This is a genomic window from Achromobacter mucicolens, assembly GCF_029866465.1.
GTDB lineage: Bacteria > Pseudomonadota > Gammaproteobacteria > Burkholderiales > Burkholderiaceae_B > Achromobacter > Achromobacter mucicolens.
The window spans coordinates 5,440,251-5,457,012 of record NZ_CP123364.1 but is presented as its reverse complement, the minus strand read 5'-3'; the positions used below and the strand labels follow the sequence as shown (position 1 = coordinate 5,457,012).

The window sequence follows — 16,762 nt, the reverse complement described above, 5'->3', positions numbered from 1 at the left end:
ATAGACCAATAAAATTTGTGTTTTTATCAATGCGCGAACGTTAGATTAATGAATATGGTCACGTCAAGTAAGGGTAATTCCCTAATCGGCGAGTTGGACGAGACGGATCTCGCGTGCCTCGTCGCTTTGCAGGCGCAGCCTCGTGCCTCCTGGCGGGAGCTGGGCGCGGCAACCGGCATCGCAGAGCGAACCGTGGCGCGGCGCATCAAGCGCCTGATGGACGCGGACGCGCTGCGCGTCATCGCGGAACCGGATCCGCTGGCCACCGGGCGTGGCGTGGTGCTGCACGCGTGGGTGCGTTGCCGCTCGGGCCGCGTGCCGGACGTGGCCGAGCGTCTGGCGCGGCTGGACATCAGCCAGCTCGTCGTGACGCTGGCCGGATCGGCCGACCTGATGGCCGAGCTGACGCTTGCCGACGCGGCTGACATGCCGGATGTGGTGACCCGCGTGCTGCCGTGCATCGACGGGGTCGAACACGTGGAGGCGCGACTGGTGCTGCGGCCATTCCGGCGCGCGGGCCAGTGGCGCATCCAGCCGCAGGCCGGCGGCGATGCGGACGCGCCGCGGCTGTCGCCGCCCGCGGCGTTGACGGATCCCGAACAGCGCATGGTGACGCACCTGATGCGCGACGGGCGCGCCAGCCTGGCCGAATTGGCCGAGCGTTCCGGCGTCAGCGAACCGACCGCGCATCGCCTGCTGCAGAACCTGGTGGAGCGCCGCGCGCTGAGCTTTCGCGTCGAAGTCGAGCCGGCGTTGGTGGGCTTTCCGGTAGAGGCGGTGATTTCCGTGCAGGTGCGGCCGCAGGCGGTCGACGCGCTGGCCGCGCATCTGGCGCTGGACCCCAACACGCGCTGCCTGTTCGGCACCAGTGGCGCCTCGCAGCTCTTCTGGCATGTGCTGTGCCGCGACAGCCTGCATCTGTGGGACGTGGTGACGCGCCGGCTGGGCGAGCTGGACGGTGTGCTGAACAGCGAGGTGGGCGTGGTGATGCGCGCGCACAAGCGTTGCGGCATTGTGCGCGCGGGGGCGCGGCTGGATCCGGACGCGGCGTGACGGGGAGACGGCGGCCGGCGGGGCAGCCGCCTTGCCGCCGCCCCGCCGGTCAGGCGCCGAGGTACGCGCGGGCCAGCGCGCCGTCCTGCGCGATGTCGGCCGCAGCGCCGTGCGCTGCAACCCGGCCAGATTCCAGCACGTACGCGCGGTCGGCCAGCGACAGCGCCAGCGCGGCCATCTGATCCACCAGCAGGATCGTCATCGATTCCTTGCGCAGCCGGTCCAGCGCCTCGAACAGCTCGTCGATGATCTTGGGCGCCAAGCCCAGCGACGGCTCGTCCAGCAGCAGGATCACGGGCTTGGCCATCAGGCCGCGCGCAATCGCCAGCATCTGCTGCTCGCCTCCGGAAAGCAGTCCCGCGCGCTGGTGCAGCCGTTCGCGCAGGCGCGGAAAGCGCGTCAGCATTTCCTCGACGCGCGCCTCGCGGTCCTCCGGATGCAGGAAGGCGCCCAGCCGGATGTTGTCCAGCACGCTCAGCCCCGGAAACACCTGGCGGCCTTCGGGCACCAGCACCAGGCCGCGCGCGACGATGCGGTCCGCGGCCAGGCCGTGCAGTTCCTGGCCCTGCAGGTGCATGCCGCCCTGCGCCGGCCGGTGCAGCCCCGCCAGCGTGCGCATCAGCGTGGATTTGCCCGCGCCGTTCGCGCCCAACAGCGCCACCATCTCGCCCTGCCTGACCTGCAGATCGATGCCGTGCAGCACGGGGTTGGCGCCGTAGCCGGTTGTCAGGTTGCCCACGCCCAGCACCTCGGGCGGCAGCGCCTCGCCCGCCGGCCTGTGCCGAGCGGCCGGCGCACGGCGCGCGGCCTCGTCGCCCAGGTAGGCTTGCCGCACCTCGGGGGATTGCTGGATCTCGGCGACGCTGCCCTGCGCCAGTTCGCGTCCGGCATCGATTGCCACGATGTGATCGGACACGCCCATCACCAGCGTCATGTCGTGCTCGACCAGCAGCACGCCCGCGCCCGCGTCGGCGATGCGCCGCAGCAGTCCGGCCAGCCGCGTCTTGTCCTCGCGCGAGAGGCCCGCCGCGGGCTCGTCCATCAGCAGCACGTCGGCGTCGGTGGCCAGCGCCCGCGCAATTTCCACCAGCCGCCGGTCCACGTGCGGCAGGTCGGCGGCGGCGATGTCCAGCGCGCCTTCGTAGCCGCAGAACGCGAGCAGGGCGCGCGCACGTTCGCGCACGTCGGCCGCCAGGTATCGGTGCGAGGCCAGCAGCCCGCCCAGGCGGCCTCGCAACATGCCCAGCGCGACGTTGTCCTCGACGCTCAACGTGTCAAAGAGCTGCGAGGTCTGGTAGGTGCGGGCGATGCCGCTGCGCGCCACGCGGTGGGCCGCCAGCGCGGCCAGCGGCGCATCGCCCAGCTTCACGTTGCCGCTGGTCGGCTGGTAGTAGCCGCTCAGCATGTTGATGACGGTGGACTTGCCCGCGCCGTTGGGGCCGATCAGCGCGGTCACGGCGCCGGGCGGCACGGTGAACGACACCGCCTGCACGGCGCGCACGCCGCCGAAGGTCATGGTGAGCGCGTCGGCATGCAGTGTGCGGCGGGCCCGCACGGACGTGGGCATGGCGCCGTGGCGGGGCGCCAGACCCTGCGTCTGCGCGCGCCGGCGCCAGCGTGCCAGCAGTCCGGCGGCGCCTTCCGGCGCGGCCCACAGCACCACCAGCAGGAAGGCGCCGAAGAACAGCAGGCGGTATTCCTCCAGGCTGGAGAGCATTTCCGGCAGCAGGCCCACCACCACCGCGCCCAGCAGCGGTCCGGCCAGCGAGCCCGCGCCGCCGATCGTCACCGCCAGCACGAACAGGATGGACTGCATGAAGTTGAAGTTGTGCGGCGTGATCATGCCGGTCAGCGGCGCATACAGGCCGCCCGCCAACCCGACCACGGCGGCCGACACCATGAAGGCCACCGCCTTGACCGCCAGCGGATTGATGCCGATCGATTCGCTGGCCGTCTCGCTGTCCTTGACCGCGCGCATGGCCGCGCCCCATGTGCCGCGCGACAGCAGCGCGTAGCCGATCAGCGCGGCAAACACCGCCACGATGGCCAGCATGGCCACGCCGCGGTCGCCGCCCAGGCTGCCGATGGCGGGCTGCACGATGCCCATCAGGCCGTTCTGGCCGCCGGTGAGGGCGCCGCCCTCGATCAGCGCGTGCTCCACGATGAAGCCGAAGGCAATCGTGATCATCGCCAGGTAGGGGCCTTTCACGCGCAGCGCCGGCACCGCGAGCAGCAGGCCGAACGCGGCGCACACCAGCGCGGCGGCCGGCCACGCCAGCCAGAAGCTCCACCCGGCCTGGCCGGTCAGGATGGCGACCGTGTAGGCGCCGATGGCGTAAAAGCCCGCGTGGCCGAACGACATCTGGCCGGTCAGGCCCAACAGCACGTTCAGGCCGATGCCGGCCAGCGCCAGCAGCGCCACGTTGCCCAGCACGAAGACGTAATAGCCGTTCACGGTGGCCGCCAGCATCAGGGCCACCGCGGCCAGCAGGGCGTACAGCGCCGGCGGCAGCCAGCGCATTGCGGATTGCGTGTTCATCAGACCTTCCTCACATCGGCGCGCCCGAACAGGCCATTGGGCAGCACGGCCAACATGACGATCACCAGCGTGAAGCTGATGATCTGCGTGTACCCCGACCCCAGCGCCACGGTGATCAGCGCTTCGACCACGCCGAACAGGAGGCCCGCGATCATCACGCCCCACGCGCTGGTGATGCCGCCCAGGATGGCGACCACGTAGGCCTTCAGCCCGAACAGCGTGCCCATGTCCGCCGTCACGTTAAAGAGCGGCGCGACCAGCGCGCCGGCCACGCCCGCGAACAGCGTGGATACCGCGAAGGCGGCCATGATGGCGTGGCGCACGGGGATGCCCATGAGCCGCGCGGCGTTCGGGTTCTGCACCACGGCAAGCAGCGCCACGCCCCAGCGGGTGCGGCGCGACAAGGTGTGCAGCGCCGCCGCCAACGCCAGTCCGACCACCGGAATCAGCAGTTGCAGCGGGTAGATGCCCAGCCCCAGTCCGCCGATTTCAAGCGGCGCTTGCGCCAGCGGCGACGGCAGGCTGCGCGGCTCCTTGCCGAACGTGAACATGACCACGTTGTCCAGCACGATGCCCAGCGCCACGGTGGACATGAGCCACGCGTTCGAGCCGCGGCTGGCAAACGGCCTGACCGCCAGCCGTTCCACGACCAAGCCGTAGAGCGCGCACAGCGCCAGGGCGAACACCAGCGCAATGGCCAGCGGCCAGCCCAGCGTCTGGGCGAACGTGTAGGTCAGCACGGCGCCCAGCATCATGGAGCTGCCCTGGGCGAAATTCACCGTGCCGGACACGGCGTAGGTCAGGTAAAAGCCCAGGGCCATCAGGCCGTACATGCTTCCCAGGCCCAGGCCGCTGACGATGGCGGACATCAACAACATGCGCGTCTCCCGCGTGGTCCGGCCGCGTTACTGCGTGCCCTTGACGGGCAGGATGCGGTTGTCGATGAAGTGCGTCCAGACGTAGTCCTCCTGGCGCAGCGCGTCGTGCGTGGCCGGCGTGAAGGGCTGCTCGTACGTCTTGATCAGGCCTTCGTACTTGCCGATCTTGTAGAAGCCCTGGCGCACCGCGTCGCCGTCGGTGGAACCGGCCTGCGCGATAGCCAGCGCGGCCAGCTGCATGCCGTCGTAGGCGTTGGCCACGCCCACGGCGGGCGTGATGTCCTGCGGTCCCTTGATGTCGGAGTACTTGGCCTTGAGCGCCTGCATCACCTTCTCGCCCACCGGTCCCTGCTTGCCGAAGAAGCTGTAGGTCTGCACGAAGTGCACGTTCTTGGCATTGGGACCGGCCAGTTCCGTGAAGCGGCCGCCGGCAGGGCCCCAGTGCGAGACGACCGGCACCTTCCAGCCCATGCGGTCCAGCGACTTCACCACCTGCGCCGACGGGCCTACGTTGCCCACGAGGAACAGCGTGTCGGCGCCCGCGGCCTTCAGGCGGCTCAGTTGCGGCACGATGTCCAGGTCATTGGGCTGGAATTTCTCGACGCCGGCGGGCGTGACCTTGGCCGCGGCCAGCGCGGCATTCAGGCCTTTTTCGTTGGACTCGCCCCACGGGTTGTTCACCAGGATCATGCCGGGCTTGGCGCTCTGGAACGTCTTTTGCGCGTACTGCACCATCGCGCTGTCGACGATCTCGTCCATCGCGGACACGCGGAACACGAAGTTGGGGTTGCCCTTGTTCTGCGTGATGGCCGTGCCGGCGGCCCACGGGCCCATGAACGGCACTTTTTCCTGGTTCACGATGGGCACGATGGCCATGGAGACCGGCGTGTCCAGGCCGCCAAACAGCACGGCAACCTTTTCCTTGTAGATCAGCTCGCGCGCGGCGGCCATGCCCTTGGCGGGATTGCCTTCGTCGTCGCGGCGCACCAGCACGACCTGGCGTCCGCCCAGAAGGCCGCCGCGCGCGTTGATCTCGTCGATGGCGACCGTCATGCCGCGCGTGAGCGCTTCGCCCGCGCGCGCCGACTCCCCGGACAGCGCGGTGATCAGGCCGATCTTGATCGGGTCCGCGGCCAGCGCCGGCTGCGTGGCCAGGCCCGCGGCGAAAAGGGCGGCGGCGGTCGCGCGGCGCATGAAGGAACGACGGGTCGAGGTCATCGGGACACTCCTGAAAAAGTGGAATGAATCTTGCATGGGGTTAAGTGCTGCTTCGTTCCCTCATGCAAGATCCATGCCACCTGTTCCACGCCGCCTGCCGTATGCCGACTGCGCCCCGCCGCCGCAGGGCGCGGGTGGCGCAGACGGGGTTTGTGCACACCGATGCCAGGATTTTGTCGCCAAAACCGCAGCAATTTTGTTCACAATCATGCTTCAGGATTTGCACCAAAATGAATCCATCCTCGCTTCAAAGCACTAAACCGGGGCGCGACGATCAGTCGCCGTGGACGCCGCAACCCCTGGCGTGCCACGGCCGCTTTCCGTATCGCGGCATCGCCGGCCGCGCCGATTATTCGTGGCCCAACGGCGCGCGCCTGGCTGTGTACCTGGGGTTCAACATCGAGCACTTCGCCTTCGGAGAGGGGCTGGGCGCCGAGCTGGGCCCGCCGTCTCCGCATCCGGACGTCCTGAACTACGCCTGGCGCGAATACGGCAACCGCGTGGGGGCCTGGCGCTGTCTGGAACTGTTCGACGAACTGCGCCTGCCAGCCGGCGTGCTGATCAATACCGCGCTGTACGAGCACTGCCCGGAACTGGTGGATGCCTTTCTTGCGCGCGGCGATGAGTTGATCGGCCACGGGTACAGCAACGCGCACCGGCAGGGCGGGCTGCCCGAAGCCGAGGAACGCGCGCTGCTTGCGCATTGCCGCGATCGCATCCTGCGGCATGCGGGCAGCGAGCCGGCCGGCTGGCTGTCGCCCTGGATCTCCGAGAGCCACGCGACGCCCGACCTGCTGGCCGAGGCGGGCTACCGGTACACGCTGAACTGGTGCCATGACGACCAGCCGATGCGCATGCGCACCCGCGCGGGCGACCTGTGGGCGATTCCTTATCCGCAGGAGCTCAACGACATTCCGATGATCATGGGCCGCAAGATGGACGCGCGTGATTTTGCCGATATGATCCTTGACCAGTTCGAGGAAATGCGCGCGCAGGCGGTCCGCCAGCCGCTGGTCATGGGGATCGCGCTGCATCCGTACATCGTCGGCCAGCCGTACCGGCTGCGTCACCTGCGGCGCGCGCTGGCGCCGCTGGCCGCCGCCCGCGACCGGGGCGAGATCTGGTTCACCACGCCGGGCGAGATCTGCCGGCACGTGGACAGCCTGCCGCCGGGCGTGATCGACTAGGCGCTGTCCCGCCACCTTGATGTGTTTCCCTTGTTGAACCGAGTCCCGCATGTCCACCAAAAGCGCCGCCAAACCCCGCAGTCCCGCCTCCGCGCGGTCCAAGTCCGCCAAGCCCGCCGCGGACGATGACGTCCTGCCCGACGCCGACATGGAGCGCCGCATCTGCGAAGCGGTCTACGAAAGCGTGATGAGCCAGCGGCTCACGCCCGGCACCAAGCTGCCCGAAGCCGCGATCTGCGAACTGTTCGGCGTGTCGCGGTCGGTGGCCCGCAAGGCGTTGCAGCGGCTGGCGCACGAGCATGTGGTGGACCTGCATCACAACCGCGGCGCGGTGGTGGCTGAACCCACCCCTGAAGACACTCGCCAGATCTTCCAGGCGCGCCGCGCGCTGGAAGCCGCGCTGCTGCCGCTGGCCGCGGCCCGCGCCACGCGCGCCGACTACGCCTCGCTGCGCCGGCAGCTGCGCGACGAGCACGCGCTGCTGCATCGTGCCGGGCAACCGGCCTGGGCGCGGCAGGCCAGCGCCTTTCACGTCCGCCTGGGCGAACTGTCCGGCAACACCATCCTGCACGGCTACCTGGCCGAGCTGGTGTCGCGCTGTTCGCTCATCGTGGCGCTGTACGAGCCGCCGGGCAATGCCGCCTGCGAACACGGTGAACACGTGCTGATCGTGGACATGCTGGAGCGCGGCGACGTGGCTGAAGCCGTGCGGATCAACGACAACCACCTTGCGGACCTGGAGCGGCGCATCAGCCTGGAGCGCCCGCAGCCCGCGCAAACCCTTGCCCAGATGCTGGGACTGGCCTGATATGGAAATCGACTTCGACGCTATCACCGAATACCAGCGCTACAAGCTGATGGCCAGCCTGATCGTGCCCCGGCCGATCGCGCTGATCACCACGCTGTCCGAGACAGGCGTGGTCAACGCCGCGCCGTTCAGCATGTTCAACATGCTGGGCGAGGACCCGCCCATCGTGATGGTCAGCATCAACCGCCTGGAAGACGGCGGCCTGAAGGACACGGCGGTCAACATCGCGCGGGACAAGGAATTCGTGGTCCACCTGACCGACGAGGCCATGGCGGAAAAGATGCACCGCTGCGGCGACCGCCTGCCGTCCTATGTCAGCGAACTGGCGCATGCGGGCCTGGACGCCGCGCCCAGCCACCGCGTGGCGCCGCCGCGCATCGTGCAGGCCCCCGTTGCGTTCGAATGCACGCTCTTTGAAACCCTGGAGACAGCCAGCCGCCAGATCTTCATCGGCCAGGTCCGCTGGCTGCATGCGCGTGACGGGCTGATCGACACGGAAACGTGGCGCGTGCGGCTGCAGGACTACTTTCCGGTGGGGCGGTTTGGCGCCAGCTTCTATGTGCGCACGCGCGACCGCTACGCCATCGACGCGGACAGCGCGCCCGCGGGCGCTGCCGCCCGCACGCCCATCGACGAGATCTGAGCGCTCACCACACCGCGGCGTCCGAGCCCGGCGCGCGCACGCGTCGCGCAAAGCGTCGCGACAGGAAGTCGACGAAGGCCAGCGTCTTGGCCGGCAGGTTCAGCCGTTCCGGATACAGGGCGTGGATGTCGGCGGGCGGGGTGCGCCAGTCCGTCAGGACCTCGCGCAGCCGGCCTTCGCGCAGGTGCGCCGCGGTTTCCCATTCGGAGCGCATGACGATGCCGTGGCCGTCCAGCGCCCATTCCAATGCGCTCTGGCCGTCGTTCGAACTGACCGGCCCGCGCACCTTCACGGTTTCCGCGCGGGTGCCCGATTCCAGCCGCCAGGTGCCGTAGGCCACGTCGTTCTCGCGCACGACGATGCAGCGGTGGCGCTGCAGGTCGCCGGGCGTGCGCGGCTCGCCATGCGTCTCCAGGTAGCGGGGCGATGCGCACAGCAGACGCCGGTTGGACGCGATCCGGCGCGCGGTCAGCCGCGCATCGGGCAGGTCGCCGAACCGCACCGCCACGTCAAAGCCTTCCTCGATCAGGTTCAGCGGCCTGTCGGTCAGCCGCATCTGCACTTCCACTTCGGGGTACTGCCGGCAAAAGTCCGAGACGGCCGGCACGATGTGGGCCCGTCCGAAGCCGAACGTGGCGTTCAGCCGCAGCAGCCCCTGGGGCTGGGCGCGCGCACTGGACACCGATCGCTCCAGCGCCTGCAGGTCGGCCAGGATGCGGGATCCCTCGGCAAGATACAGCTCGCCTTCCTGCGTCACGCTGACCCGGCGGGTGGTGCGGTTCAAGAGGCGCACCCCCAGGCGCTGCTCCAGCTTGGCCAGGCGCGTGCTGACCGCGGGCGGGGTCAGCCCCAGTTCGCGGGCGGTGGCGGACAGGTTGCCGTGCTTGACCACGAGCGAGAAAAAGGCGAGATCGGAGAGCGCATCCATGGCTATTTATAAATCCGATTTAACAAAGCTTTATTTTTTCTCCGAATTATAAGAACCGACTGGGTCTATACACTGGGTTCACCGATACAGAGCCGCATCCACGCGGCCAACCGAGGAGACCCGAAAAATGAAGACAGCCAGATTGGCCGGCGCAGTGTGCGCCGCCCTTGCCGCATCCTGTTGGGCCCATTCCGCCGCCGCCAGCAACGCCTTTCCCGAGCGTGCGGTGACGCTGATCGTGCCGTTCGCGCCGGGCGGCAGCGTGGACATCGCGGCCCGCCTGATCTCCGATGCGTGGGCCAAGGAACTGGGGCAAAGCGTGATCGTGGAGAACCGCGCCGGCGCGTCCGGCAACATCGGCATGACGGCCGTGGCGCGCGCCGAGCCCAACGGCTACACGCTGGGCATCAACACCATGTCGCTGGCCATCAATCCGGCGCTCTTCAAGACCATGCCGTTCGATACCGCGAAGGACCTGCGTTCCGTGGGCACGGTGGGCACGTCGCAGCATGTGCTGACGGTCACCAATGCGTTGCCCGTGCAGTCGGTGAGCGAACTGCTGGCCTATGTGCGCGCCCGTCCCGCCAACGACCTGAGCTTTGGTTCGGCCGGCACCGGCAGCACGTTCCACATGGCGGCCGAGTTGTTCAAGTCCGTTTCCAAGACGCAGATCATGCACGTGCCGTACAAGGGCGGCGGTCCCGCCATGCTGGACACGATCAGCGGACAGGTGCAGATGAGCTTTCCGGTGCTGTCCGCGGCCAAGCCGCAGGTCGATGGCAAGAAGCTGCGCGCGCTCGGGGTGACGGGCACGGCGCGCTCGCCGCTGCTGCCCGACGTGCCGACCATCGCCGAGTCCGGCCTGCCCGGCTACGAATTCAACACCTGGTTCGTCATCAGCGCGCCGGCCGGGACGCCGCAGCCGGTCATCGACACGCTGAACGCCAAGCTTGGCCAGGCGCTGAAATCGGCCGCGCTGACGCAGCGCATGCAGAAAGAGGGCTTCGAACCCCTGATCACGTCGCCGGACAAGACCGATGCGATGGTGGCCGCGGAGATGACGCGCTGGTCCGGCATCGTCAAGGAAGCCGGGATCGAGGCGAATTGATCGCCTTCCAAGGTTTAACGCGCATTACCCGCCCGCGCGCGCCGCGGGCGCATTCTTCAAGCAAGGAAGCACAGACATGCCCGGCATGACGCTATACGACAAACTGGTGGCCAGCCATGAGGTGGCCCGGATCGACGGCGAGCACGTGCTGCTCTACGTCGACCTGCACATCATGAACGAGTACACCAGCCCGCAAGCCTTCAGCGGCCTGGCCGCGCGCGGCCGGGGCGTGTTGCGGCCGGGTCAGCAGATGGCGGTGGTGGACCACATCATCCCCACGCATCCCGTGCCGTCCGCGCTGCGCGTGATCGCCGACGACGCCTCGTCGCGCCAGGCGCTGAACCTGAAGCGCAATTGCGACGAACAGCGCATCGCGCTCTTTGACACCACCGATCCGCTGCAGGGCATCGAGCACGTCATCGCGCCCGAACTCGGCATGATCCTGCCCGGCATGGTGGTGCTGTGCGGCGACAGCCACACCACCACGTATGGCGCGCTGGGCGCCCTGGGCTTCGGCATCGGGACGAGCGAAGTCGAGCACATTCTGGCGACGCAGACGCTGGTGTACCGCGTGGCGCGCAACATGCGGATCCGCATCGACGGCACGCTGCCGGCGCATGTGTCGGCCAAGGATCTGGTCATCTACATCGTGCACCGCATCGGCGCGCAGGGCGCGCGCGGCCATGCCGTGGAGTTCTGCGGCGAGGCCGTGGCCGCGCTGTCCGCCGAAGCGCGCATGACCCTGTGCAACATGACGGTCGAGGCCGGCGCGCGCGCCGCGCTGATCGCGCCGGACGCCGTCACCGACGCCTACGTCACGGCGCACGCGCCGCAGCTGCGCGGCGCGTTGCTGGACGAGGCGCGCGCCTGGTGGGCCACGCTGCGCTCGGACGACGGCGCCCGCTTCGATGTGGAACACGTGTTCGACGCGAGCCGCATTGCGCCCTTCGTGACGTGGGGCACGAGCCCGGACCAGGCGATTGCCGTCGACGGCGCGGTGCCGGATCCGCGCGACGAGCCGGACACGCTGGCCCGGCTGGCGCTGGAGAAGGCGATGGACTATATCGGCCTTGCCGCCGGCGAGCCGATCGCCGGGGTGCCGATTGATCGGGTGTTCATCGGCTCCTGTACCAATGGCCGAATCGAGGACCTGCGCGTCGTGGCGGGTCTGGCGCGCGGCAGGAAGGTGGCCGCGGGGGTGCGCGCGATGGTGGTGCCGGGGTCCGGCGCCGTGCGCGCGCAGGCCGAAGCCGAGGGGCTGGCGGCCGACCTGATCGCGGCGGGTTTCGAATGGCGCCAGCCCGGCTGTTCGATGTGCCTGGCGATGAACGACGACGTGCTGCGCCCGGGTGAGCGCTGCGCATCCACCACCAACCGGAATTTCGAGGGACGTCAGGGGCGGGCAGGGCGCACGCACCTGATGAGTCCCGCCATGGCCGCCGCCGCCGCGCTGGCCGGCCGTATCGTCGACGTGCGCGCATGGGGAGACGCCAAATGACTGCAATGATCGAAGGCGTGGCCGCGCCGCTGCCGTATTCCAATCTGGACACCGACCAGATCATGCCCAAGCAGTTTCTGCGCATCATCGACAAGGCCGGGCTGGACAAGGGCCTGCTGTACGACCTGCGCTTTGACGAACAGGGCGCGCCGCGGCCGGACTGCGTGCTGAATCAGCCGGCCTATGCGGGCGCCAGCATTCTGGTGGCGGGCCCCAACTTTGGCTGCGGCTCCAGCCGTGAACACGCCGTCTGGGGCTTGCAGCAGTTCGGCATCCGGGCGGTGATCGCGTCCAGCTTTGGCGAGATCTTCTATTTCAACGCGCTCAACAACGGCTTGCTCTTGGTGACGCTGCCGCCCGCCGAGGTCGACGCGCTGCTCTCGAAGGTGTCCAATACCCCGGCGGCCGGATCCAACCGCGTTGGCATCGACGTGATCGCCGGCCAGGTGCGCGCCGCCGATGGCTGGCAGGCCCGCTTTGACCTGCCGGCGCGGCATCGCAGCATGTTCGCGCAGGGGCAGGACATGGTGGGCGCGACGCTGCAGCAGTTGCCAGAGGTCGCGCGTTTCGAAGCCCGCCATTGGGCGCGCTTTCCGTGGATGAAGGACGTGGCGCGCCAGGTGCGCGACCGGCTGGACGCCGCCTGACGCGGCAGCCGCGCCACGACGATAGGAGATGACGCAGATGACCGCCTTTTTCGACCTGCCGGTGCGGCGCTTTGCCGCCAACGGTGTGGAGATCGCCGCCCGCATCGACGGTTCGGGTCCGCCGCTGCTGCTCTTGCACGGGCATCCGCAGACCCACGCCATCTGGCACCGCGTCTGGCCCGAGCTGACGCGTCATCGCACCTGCGTGGCCGCGGACCTGCGCGGCTATGGCGACAGTGACAAGCCCGCCGCCAGCGCCGATCACGCCAAGCATTCCAAGCGGGTCATGGCGGCGGACATGGTGGCGCTGATGCGCGGGCTGGGTCACGACCGCTTCGAGATCCTGGCCCATGACCGCGGCGCGCGGGTCGCGCACCGGCTGGCGCTGGATCATCCCGAGGCCGTCGCCCGCATGATGCTGCTGGACATCGCGCCCACGCTGGATATGTACGAAGGCACGACGCGCGCCTTTGCGCAGGCCTACTTCCATTGGTTCTGGCTGATCCAGCCGGCCCCCGTGCCCGAAACGATGATCGAACACGACCCGGTCTTCTACCTGCGGTCCGTGATGGGCGGCCGGCCGGGCGGGCTGGCGCACTTTTCCAACGAGGCCATGGCGGAATACGAGCGCGCCGCGCGTCAGCCCGGGTGGGCCACGGGCATCTGCGAGGACTACCGCGCCTCGGCCACGATCGATCTTGCGCAAGACGAAGCGGGCCGCGCGGCCGGCGAGCGCCTGCGCATGCCCGTGCGCGCGATGTGGGGCGAGCGCGGGGCCGTCGGCCGCAACTTCGATGTGCTGGCGCTGTGGCGCGCGGTGGCCGACGACGTGACGGGCGGGCCGCTGCCGGGCGCGCATTACCTCGCCGAGGAATCGCCGGACGCGGTGCTGGCCGAGGCAGGCGATTTCTTCGGTTGGCGCTGAGGCAGGCGGGGCGGGTCCGCGTGTCAACCAAGCCTTGGCGGGCGATAGGGATATCCAAAAAGGGACGCACCCCTGGTGTTAACCTTCGCCCCATGAATCGTTACTTCGCCGATCTTTCCGAATTGCCCGACGCCGAGGACGCGCAACGCGCCTTCAAGGCCTCGGATTCGCCCTGCGTGGCCGTCTGCTCTACGCTGTTTGACGACATCTGCCGCGGCTGCGGCCGCACCGCCATGGAAGTCGCCAACTGGGTGTTCATGTCGGAAGCCGAAAAGCGCGAAGTCTGGATCCGCATCCGCTCGCAAGGGTATCCGCGGCGCAACAACTGACGCGCCGCGCCGGGGGCGCCACACCGCTTTCGTGGCCTTGAGGGCCGGGACCCTGTCCCCGTCTTGGGCTTGTCATATGGCGTAGGCTCAATAGCGCCATTGCCCACTTCCGGCTCCATCATGCGCATCGTTCTCGTCACGGATGCCTGGCATCCGCAAGTCAACGGCGTCGTCCGCACCTGGACGACCATGCGGCAGATCCTCAGCGAATGGGGCCACGAGCTGATCGTGGTGAGCCCCGAGGGCAGCCGAACCCTCCCCGCGCCTTCCGAACCCGATCTGCGGCTATGCCTCACGCCCGGCCGCCAATTGCGCCGCGTGCTGGGCGACACCATTCCCGATGCGCTGCACATCGCCACGGAAGGCCCGCTGGGGTTGGCGGCCCGACGCATGGCGCTGCGGCGCGGCTGGCGCTTCACCACGTCCTTTCACACCATGTTTCCCGACTACCTGCAGGCGCGAATGGGCATCCCCGCCGCGCTGCCGTGGCGCTACCTGCGCTGGTTTCACCGGCCGTCGCAGTGCGTGCTGGTGCCCACGCCCACGGTGCGCGACATCCTCGTGCGGCGCGGTCTGGCGAATCTGCGGGTCTGGTCGCGCGGGGTGGACCCGCGCAAGTTCCAGCCCGCGTCCAGCCAGGCGTTCCGGGATCTGCCCCGGCCCGTCTGGCTGAGCGTGGGCCGCGTCGCCAAGGAAAAGAACCTGGATGCCTTCTTGTCCCTGGATCTGCCGGGCACGAAGGTGGTGGTGGGCGCGGGACCCGACGAGGCGCGCCTGAAAAAGCGCTTTCCGGACGCCGTCTTCCTGGGCATGCAGCAGGACGGCGCGCTGCCGGGGTATTACGCGGCGGCCGACGTCTTCGTGTTTCCCAGCCTGACCGATACCTTCGGGCTCGTCATGCTGGAGGCGATGGCCTGCGGCACGCCGGTTGCCGCCTTCCGCAGCGAGGCGCCCATTGCCGTGGTGCAGGAGGGCGTCACGGGCCGGCTGGACGACGACCTGAAGCACGCCTGCCTGGCCGCGCTGCCGCTGGACCGCGACGCCGTGCGGGCACACGCGCTGACCCGCAGCTGGGATTCGGTCGCCGCGGACCTGCTGGATGCACTGGTGCCGCTGACGCAGGGGGACTCGCGCGGGGCGGCCAACGCCTGGGCCACCACAACCTGATACAGACGCGCGGCCCGGATGTGCTGGCCGTTCGGGGCGCCAACCTTGTACAATGCCCGGCAATCCTGAGGAGCGTTGCGACGACCCTGCGGTCCCCCAGATGGCCCCCTTGCGCGGCCACCCCATGCGGACCCCGGCTCGCCAGGCTCAGGAATCCTTGTTCAAGCGCCGCGCCTTGCGCGTCGCTACAGCAACGGCGCTCACCTTTGTCGCGTATGGCGGGAAAGGCGAGCACTCGACTGTCGTGGTGTATTCGCGTTGTCCGGCCATCTCGTGCGCCGTTCGTAATTTACGTGGAGCCTACACACCATGAACGCTGTGACTGATAAATCCTTTACCGACTACCTCGTCGCCGACATGTCGCTGGCCGGCTGGGGCCGCCGCGAGCTCGCCATCGCCGAAACCGAAATGCCCGGCCTGATGGCCATCCGCGAGGAATTCGCCGCGTCGCAGCCGCTCAAGGGCGCGCGCATCGCCGGCAGCCTGCACATGACCATCCAGACCGGCGTGCTGATCGAAACGCTGGTGGCGCTGGGCGCCGAAGTGCGCTGGGCCTCGTGCAACATCTTCTCCACGCAGGACCACGCCGCCGCCGCCATCGCCGCGTCCGGCACGCCGGTCTTCGCCGTCAAGGGCGAGACGCTGGAAGAGTACTGGCAGTACACGCACAAGATCTTCGAATGGCCCAACGGCCAGAACGCCAACATGATCCTGGACGACGGCGGCGACGCCACGTTGATGCTGCACCTGGGCACCAAGGCCGAAAAGGACCTCTCCGTCCTGGCCAACCCGGGCAGCGACGAAGAGCGCATCCTGTTCGCCGCCATCAAGGAAACGCTCAAGCGCGATCCGAAGTGGTACTCGACCCGCCTGGCGCTGATCAAGGGCGTGACCGAAGAAACCACCACCGGCGTGCATCGCCTGTACCAGATGTCGCAAAAGGGCGAGCTGGCGTTTGCCGCCATCAACGTCAACGACTCGGTCACCAAGTCCAAGTTCGACAACCTGTACGGCTGCCGCGAATCGCTGGTTGACGGCATCAAGCGCGCCACCGACGTCATGGTCGCCGGCAAGATTGCGGTTGTGGCCGGCTACGGCGACGTGGGCAAGGGCTGCGCCCAGGCGCTGGTAGCGCTGCGCGCGCAAGTGTGGGTCACCGAAATCGACCCGATCTGCGCCCTGCAGGCCGCCATGGAAGGCTTCAAGGTCGTGACGATGGAAGAAGCCGCCGCTCACGGCGACATCTTTGTCACCGCCACCGGCAACTACCATGTGATCACGCGCGAGCACATGAACGCCATGAAGGACCAGGCCATCGTCTGCAACATCGGCCACTTCGACAACGAAATCGACGTCGCTGCCCTGGCCGACTGCCAGTGGGAAGAAATCAAGCCCCAAGTCGACCACGTCATCTTCCCGGACGGCAAGCGCATCATCCTGCTGGCGCAGGGCCGTCTCGTGAACCTGGGCTGCGCCACCGGCCACCCCTCGTTCGTGATGTCGTCCTCGTTCGCCAACCAGACGATCGCCCAGATCGAACTGTTCACGCGCAACGACGCCTACAAGTCCGGCGAAGTCTACGTGCTGCCCAAGCACCTGGACGAGAAGGTCGCCCGCCTGCACCTGAAGAAGCTGGGCGTCAAGCTCACGACGCTGCGCCAGGATCAGGCCGACTACATCAGCGTGCCGGTCGAGGGCCCCTACAAGCCCAATCACTACCGCTATTGATGGATGTAGCACAATAGGAAAATACCGCGCCATGTCGGCGCGGATTTTCCGATCTGCGGGTCACGCCCGTCTTCGCCCGGCGTCGACGGGTCCGCGGAGCGTCAAT

General features: G+C 68.4%; 15 protein-coding genes and 1 riboswitch. Of the genes, 11 read left to right on the top strand and 4 right to left on the bottom strand.

The window, feature by feature from the left end; all coding sequences use genetic code 11:
* Positions 1-48 precede the first annotated feature (48 nt).
* The gene (locus tag QEP15_RS24845) at positions 49-1,053 is read left to right on the top strand and encodes an Lrp/AsnC family transcriptional regulator (RefSeq protein WP_280148215.1); all 1,005 of its coding nucleotides are present in this window, start codon (positions 49-51) and stop codon (positions 1,051-1,053) included.
* A 49-nt stretch (positions 1,054-1,102) separates the two neighbouring features.
* Here QEP15_RS24845 and QEP15_RS24840 read toward each other — a convergent pair whose 3' ends face one another.
* The 3 genes from QEP15_RS24840 to QEP15_RS24830 are packed head-to-tail and all read right to left on the bottom strand — an operon-like array spanning position 1,103 to position 5,688.
* On the bottom strand, positions 1,103-3,592 hold the full coding sequence (locus QEP15_RS24840; protein WP_152382939.1) for a branched-chain amino acid ABC transporter ATP-binding protein/permease: 2,490 nt from the start codon (positions 3,590-3,592) through the stop codon (positions 1,103-1,105).
* A complete protein-coding gene (locus QEP15_RS24835; protein WP_056327280.1) occupies positions 3,592-4,470 on the bottom strand; it encodes a branched-chain amino acid ABC transporter permease in 879 nt (292 codons plus the stop codon). Before QEP15_RS24835 ends, QEP15_RS24840 begins: the two co-directional genes overlap by 1 nt.
* A 27-nt stretch (positions 4,471-4,497) precedes the next feature.
* Entirely contained in the window at positions 4,498-5,688 is a 1,191-nt protein-coding gene (locus QEP15_RS24830; protein WP_152382938.1) for an ABC transporter substrate-binding protein, read from the bottom strand.
* A gap of 230 nt (positions 5,689-5,918) precedes the next feature.
* Between QEP15_RS24830 and QEP15_RS24825 the strand changes: the two genes are divergently transcribed.
* The 3 genes from QEP15_RS24825 to QEP15_RS24815 are packed head-to-tail and all read left to right on the top strand — an operon-like array spanning position 5,919 to position 8,326.
* Positions 5,919-6,875, top strand: a complete 957-nt coding sequence (locus QEP15_RS24825) for a polysaccharide deacetylase family protein (protein WP_175156927.1) — start codon at positions 5,919-5,921, stop codon at positions 6,873-6,875.
* Between the two features lie 49 nt (positions 6,876-6,924).
* Positions 6,925-7,683 carry a GntR family transcriptional regulator gene (locus tag QEP15_RS24820; RefSeq protein ID WP_152382937.1) on the top strand — a complete coding sequence of 253 codons (759 nt, stop codon included), beginning with the start codon at positions 6,925-6,927 and terminating at the stop codon, positions 7,681-7,683.
* 1 nt (position 7,684) lies between these two features.
* On the top strand, positions 7,685-8,326 hold the full coding sequence (locus QEP15_RS24815; protein WP_152382936.1) for a flavin reductase family protein: 642 nt from the start codon (positions 7,685-7,687) through the stop codon (positions 8,324-8,326).
* Between the two features lie 4 nt (positions 8,327-8,330).
* Here the strand turns inward: QEP15_RS24815 and QEP15_RS24810 are convergent, their stop codons facing one another.
* The gene (locus tag QEP15_RS24810) at positions 8,331-9,254 is read right to left on the bottom strand and encodes a LysR family transcriptional regulator (RefSeq protein ID WP_152382935.1); all 924 of its coding nucleotides are present in this window, start codon (positions 9,252-9,254) and stop codon (positions 8,331-8,333) included.
* Positions 9,255-9,381: 127 nt separating this feature from the next.
* On the opposite strand from QEP15_RS24810, the gene QEP15_RS24805 reads away from it, so the two are divergent.
* From QEP15_RS24805 to ahcY, 7 genes are all read left to right on the top strand, one after another.
* Entirely contained in the window at positions 9,382-10,362 is a 981-nt protein-coding gene (locus tag QEP15_RS24805; protein WP_152382934.1) for a tripartite tricarboxylate transporter substrate binding protein, read from the top strand.
* 76 nt (positions 10,363-10,438) lie between these two features.
* Complete coding sequence (gene leuC, locus QEP15_RS24800; protein WP_152382933.1) at positions 10,439-11,860, top strand: 3-isopropylmalate dehydratase large subunit; 1,422 nt, start codon at positions 10,439-10,441, stop codon at positions 11,858-11,860.
* A complete protein-coding gene (gene leuD / locus QEP15_RS24795) occupies positions 11,857-12,507 on the top strand; it encodes a 3-isopropylmalate dehydratase small subunit (RefSeq protein ID WP_152382932.1) in 651 nt (216 codons plus the stop codon). The genes leuC and leuD overlap by 4 nt, the downstream gene beginning before the upstream one ends.
* Positions 12,508-12,544: 37 nt before the next feature.
* Positions 12,545-13,432 carry an alpha/beta fold hydrolase gene (locus tag QEP15_RS24790; RefSeq protein WP_063953738.1) on the top strand — a complete coding sequence of 296 codons (888 nt, stop codon included), beginning with the start codon at positions 12,545-12,547 and terminating at the stop codon, positions 13,430-13,432.
* Positions 13,433-13,524: 92 nt separating this feature from the next.
* Complete coding sequence (locus QEP15_RS24785; protein WP_056327298.1) at positions 13,525-13,761, top strand: DUF1289 domain-containing protein; 237 nt, start codon at positions 13,525-13,527, stop codon at positions 13,759-13,761.
* A 120-nt stretch (positions 13,762-13,881) separates the two neighbouring features.
* Positions 13,882-14,928, top strand: a complete 1,047-nt coding sequence (locus QEP15_RS24780) for a glycosyltransferase family 4 protein (protein ID WP_253854129.1) — start codon at positions 13,882-13,884, stop codon at positions 14,926-14,928.
* Positions 14,929-14,989: 61 nt separating this feature from the next.
* A riboswitch (S-adenosyl-L-homocysteine riboswitch) is annotated at positions 14,990-15,137 on the top strand.
* Positions 15,138-15,237: 100 nt separating this feature from the next.
* A complete protein-coding gene (gene ahcY / locus QEP15_RS24775) occupies positions 15,238-16,656 on the top strand; it encodes an adenosylhomocysteinase (RefSeq protein ID WP_279989209.1) in 1,419 nt (472 codons plus the stop codon).
* Positions 16,657-16,762 lie beyond the last annotated feature (106 nt).

Excerpts from the sequence above, each read along its gene's own strand:
- QEP15_RS24845 (WP_280148215.1), top strand. The coding sequence starts at position 49 with ATGAATATGGTCACGTCAAGTAAGGGTAATTCCCTAATCGGCGAGTTG.
- QEP15_RS24840 (WP_152382939.1), bottom strand. The coding sequence starts at position 3,592 with ATGAACACGCAATCCGCAATGCGCTGGCTGCCGCCGGCGCTGTACGCC.
- QEP15_RS24835 (WP_056327280.1), bottom strand. The coding sequence starts at position 4,470 with ATGTTGTTGATGTCCGCCATCGTCAGCGGCCTGGGCCTGGGAAGCATG.
- QEP15_RS24830 (WP_152382938.1), bottom strand. The coding sequence starts at position 5,688 with ATGACCTCGACCCGTCGTTCCTTCATGCGCCGCGCGACCGCCGCCGCC.
- QEP15_RS24825 (WP_175156927.1), top strand. The coding sequence starts at position 5,919 with ATGAATCCATCCTCGCTTCAAAGCACTAAACCGGGGCGCGACGATCAG.
- QEP15_RS24820 (WP_152382937.1), top strand. The coding sequence starts at position 6,925 with ATGTCCACCAAAAGCGCCGCCAAACCCCGCAGTCCCGCCTCCGCGCGG.
- QEP15_RS24815 (WP_152382936.1), top strand. The coding sequence starts at position 7,685 with ATGGAAATCGACTTCGACGCTATCACCGAATACCAGCGCTACAAGCTG.
- QEP15_RS24810 (WP_152382935.1), bottom strand. The coding sequence starts at position 9,254 with ATGGATGCGCTCTCCGATCTCGCCTTTTTCTCGCTCGTGGTCAAGCAC.
- QEP15_RS24805 (WP_152382934.1), top strand. The coding sequence starts at position 9,382 with ATGAAGACAGCCAGATTGGCCGGCGCAGTGTGCGCCGCCCTTGCCGCA.
- leuC (WP_152382933.1), top strand. The coding sequence starts at position 10,439 with ATGCCCGGCATGACGCTATACGACAAACTGGTGGCCAGCCATGAGGTG.
- leuD (WP_152382932.1), top strand. The coding sequence starts at position 11,857 with ATGACTGCAATGATCGAAGGCGTGGCCGCGCCGCTGCCGTATTCCAAT.
- QEP15_RS24790 (WP_063953738.1), top strand. The coding sequence starts at position 12,545 with ATGACCGCCTTTTTCGACCTGCCGGTGCGGCGCTTTGCCGCCAACGGT.
- QEP15_RS24785 (WP_056327298.1), top strand. The coding sequence starts at position 13,525 with ATGAATCGTTACTTCGCCGATCTTTCCGAATTGCCCGACGCCGAGGAC.
- QEP15_RS24780 (WP_253854129.1), top strand. The coding sequence starts at position 13,882 with ATGCGCATCGTTCTCGTCACGGATGCCTGGCATCCGCAAGTCAACGGC.
- ahcY (WP_279989209.1), top strand. The coding sequence starts at position 15,238 with ATGAACGCTGTGACTGATAAATCCTTTACCGACTACCTCGTCGCCGAC.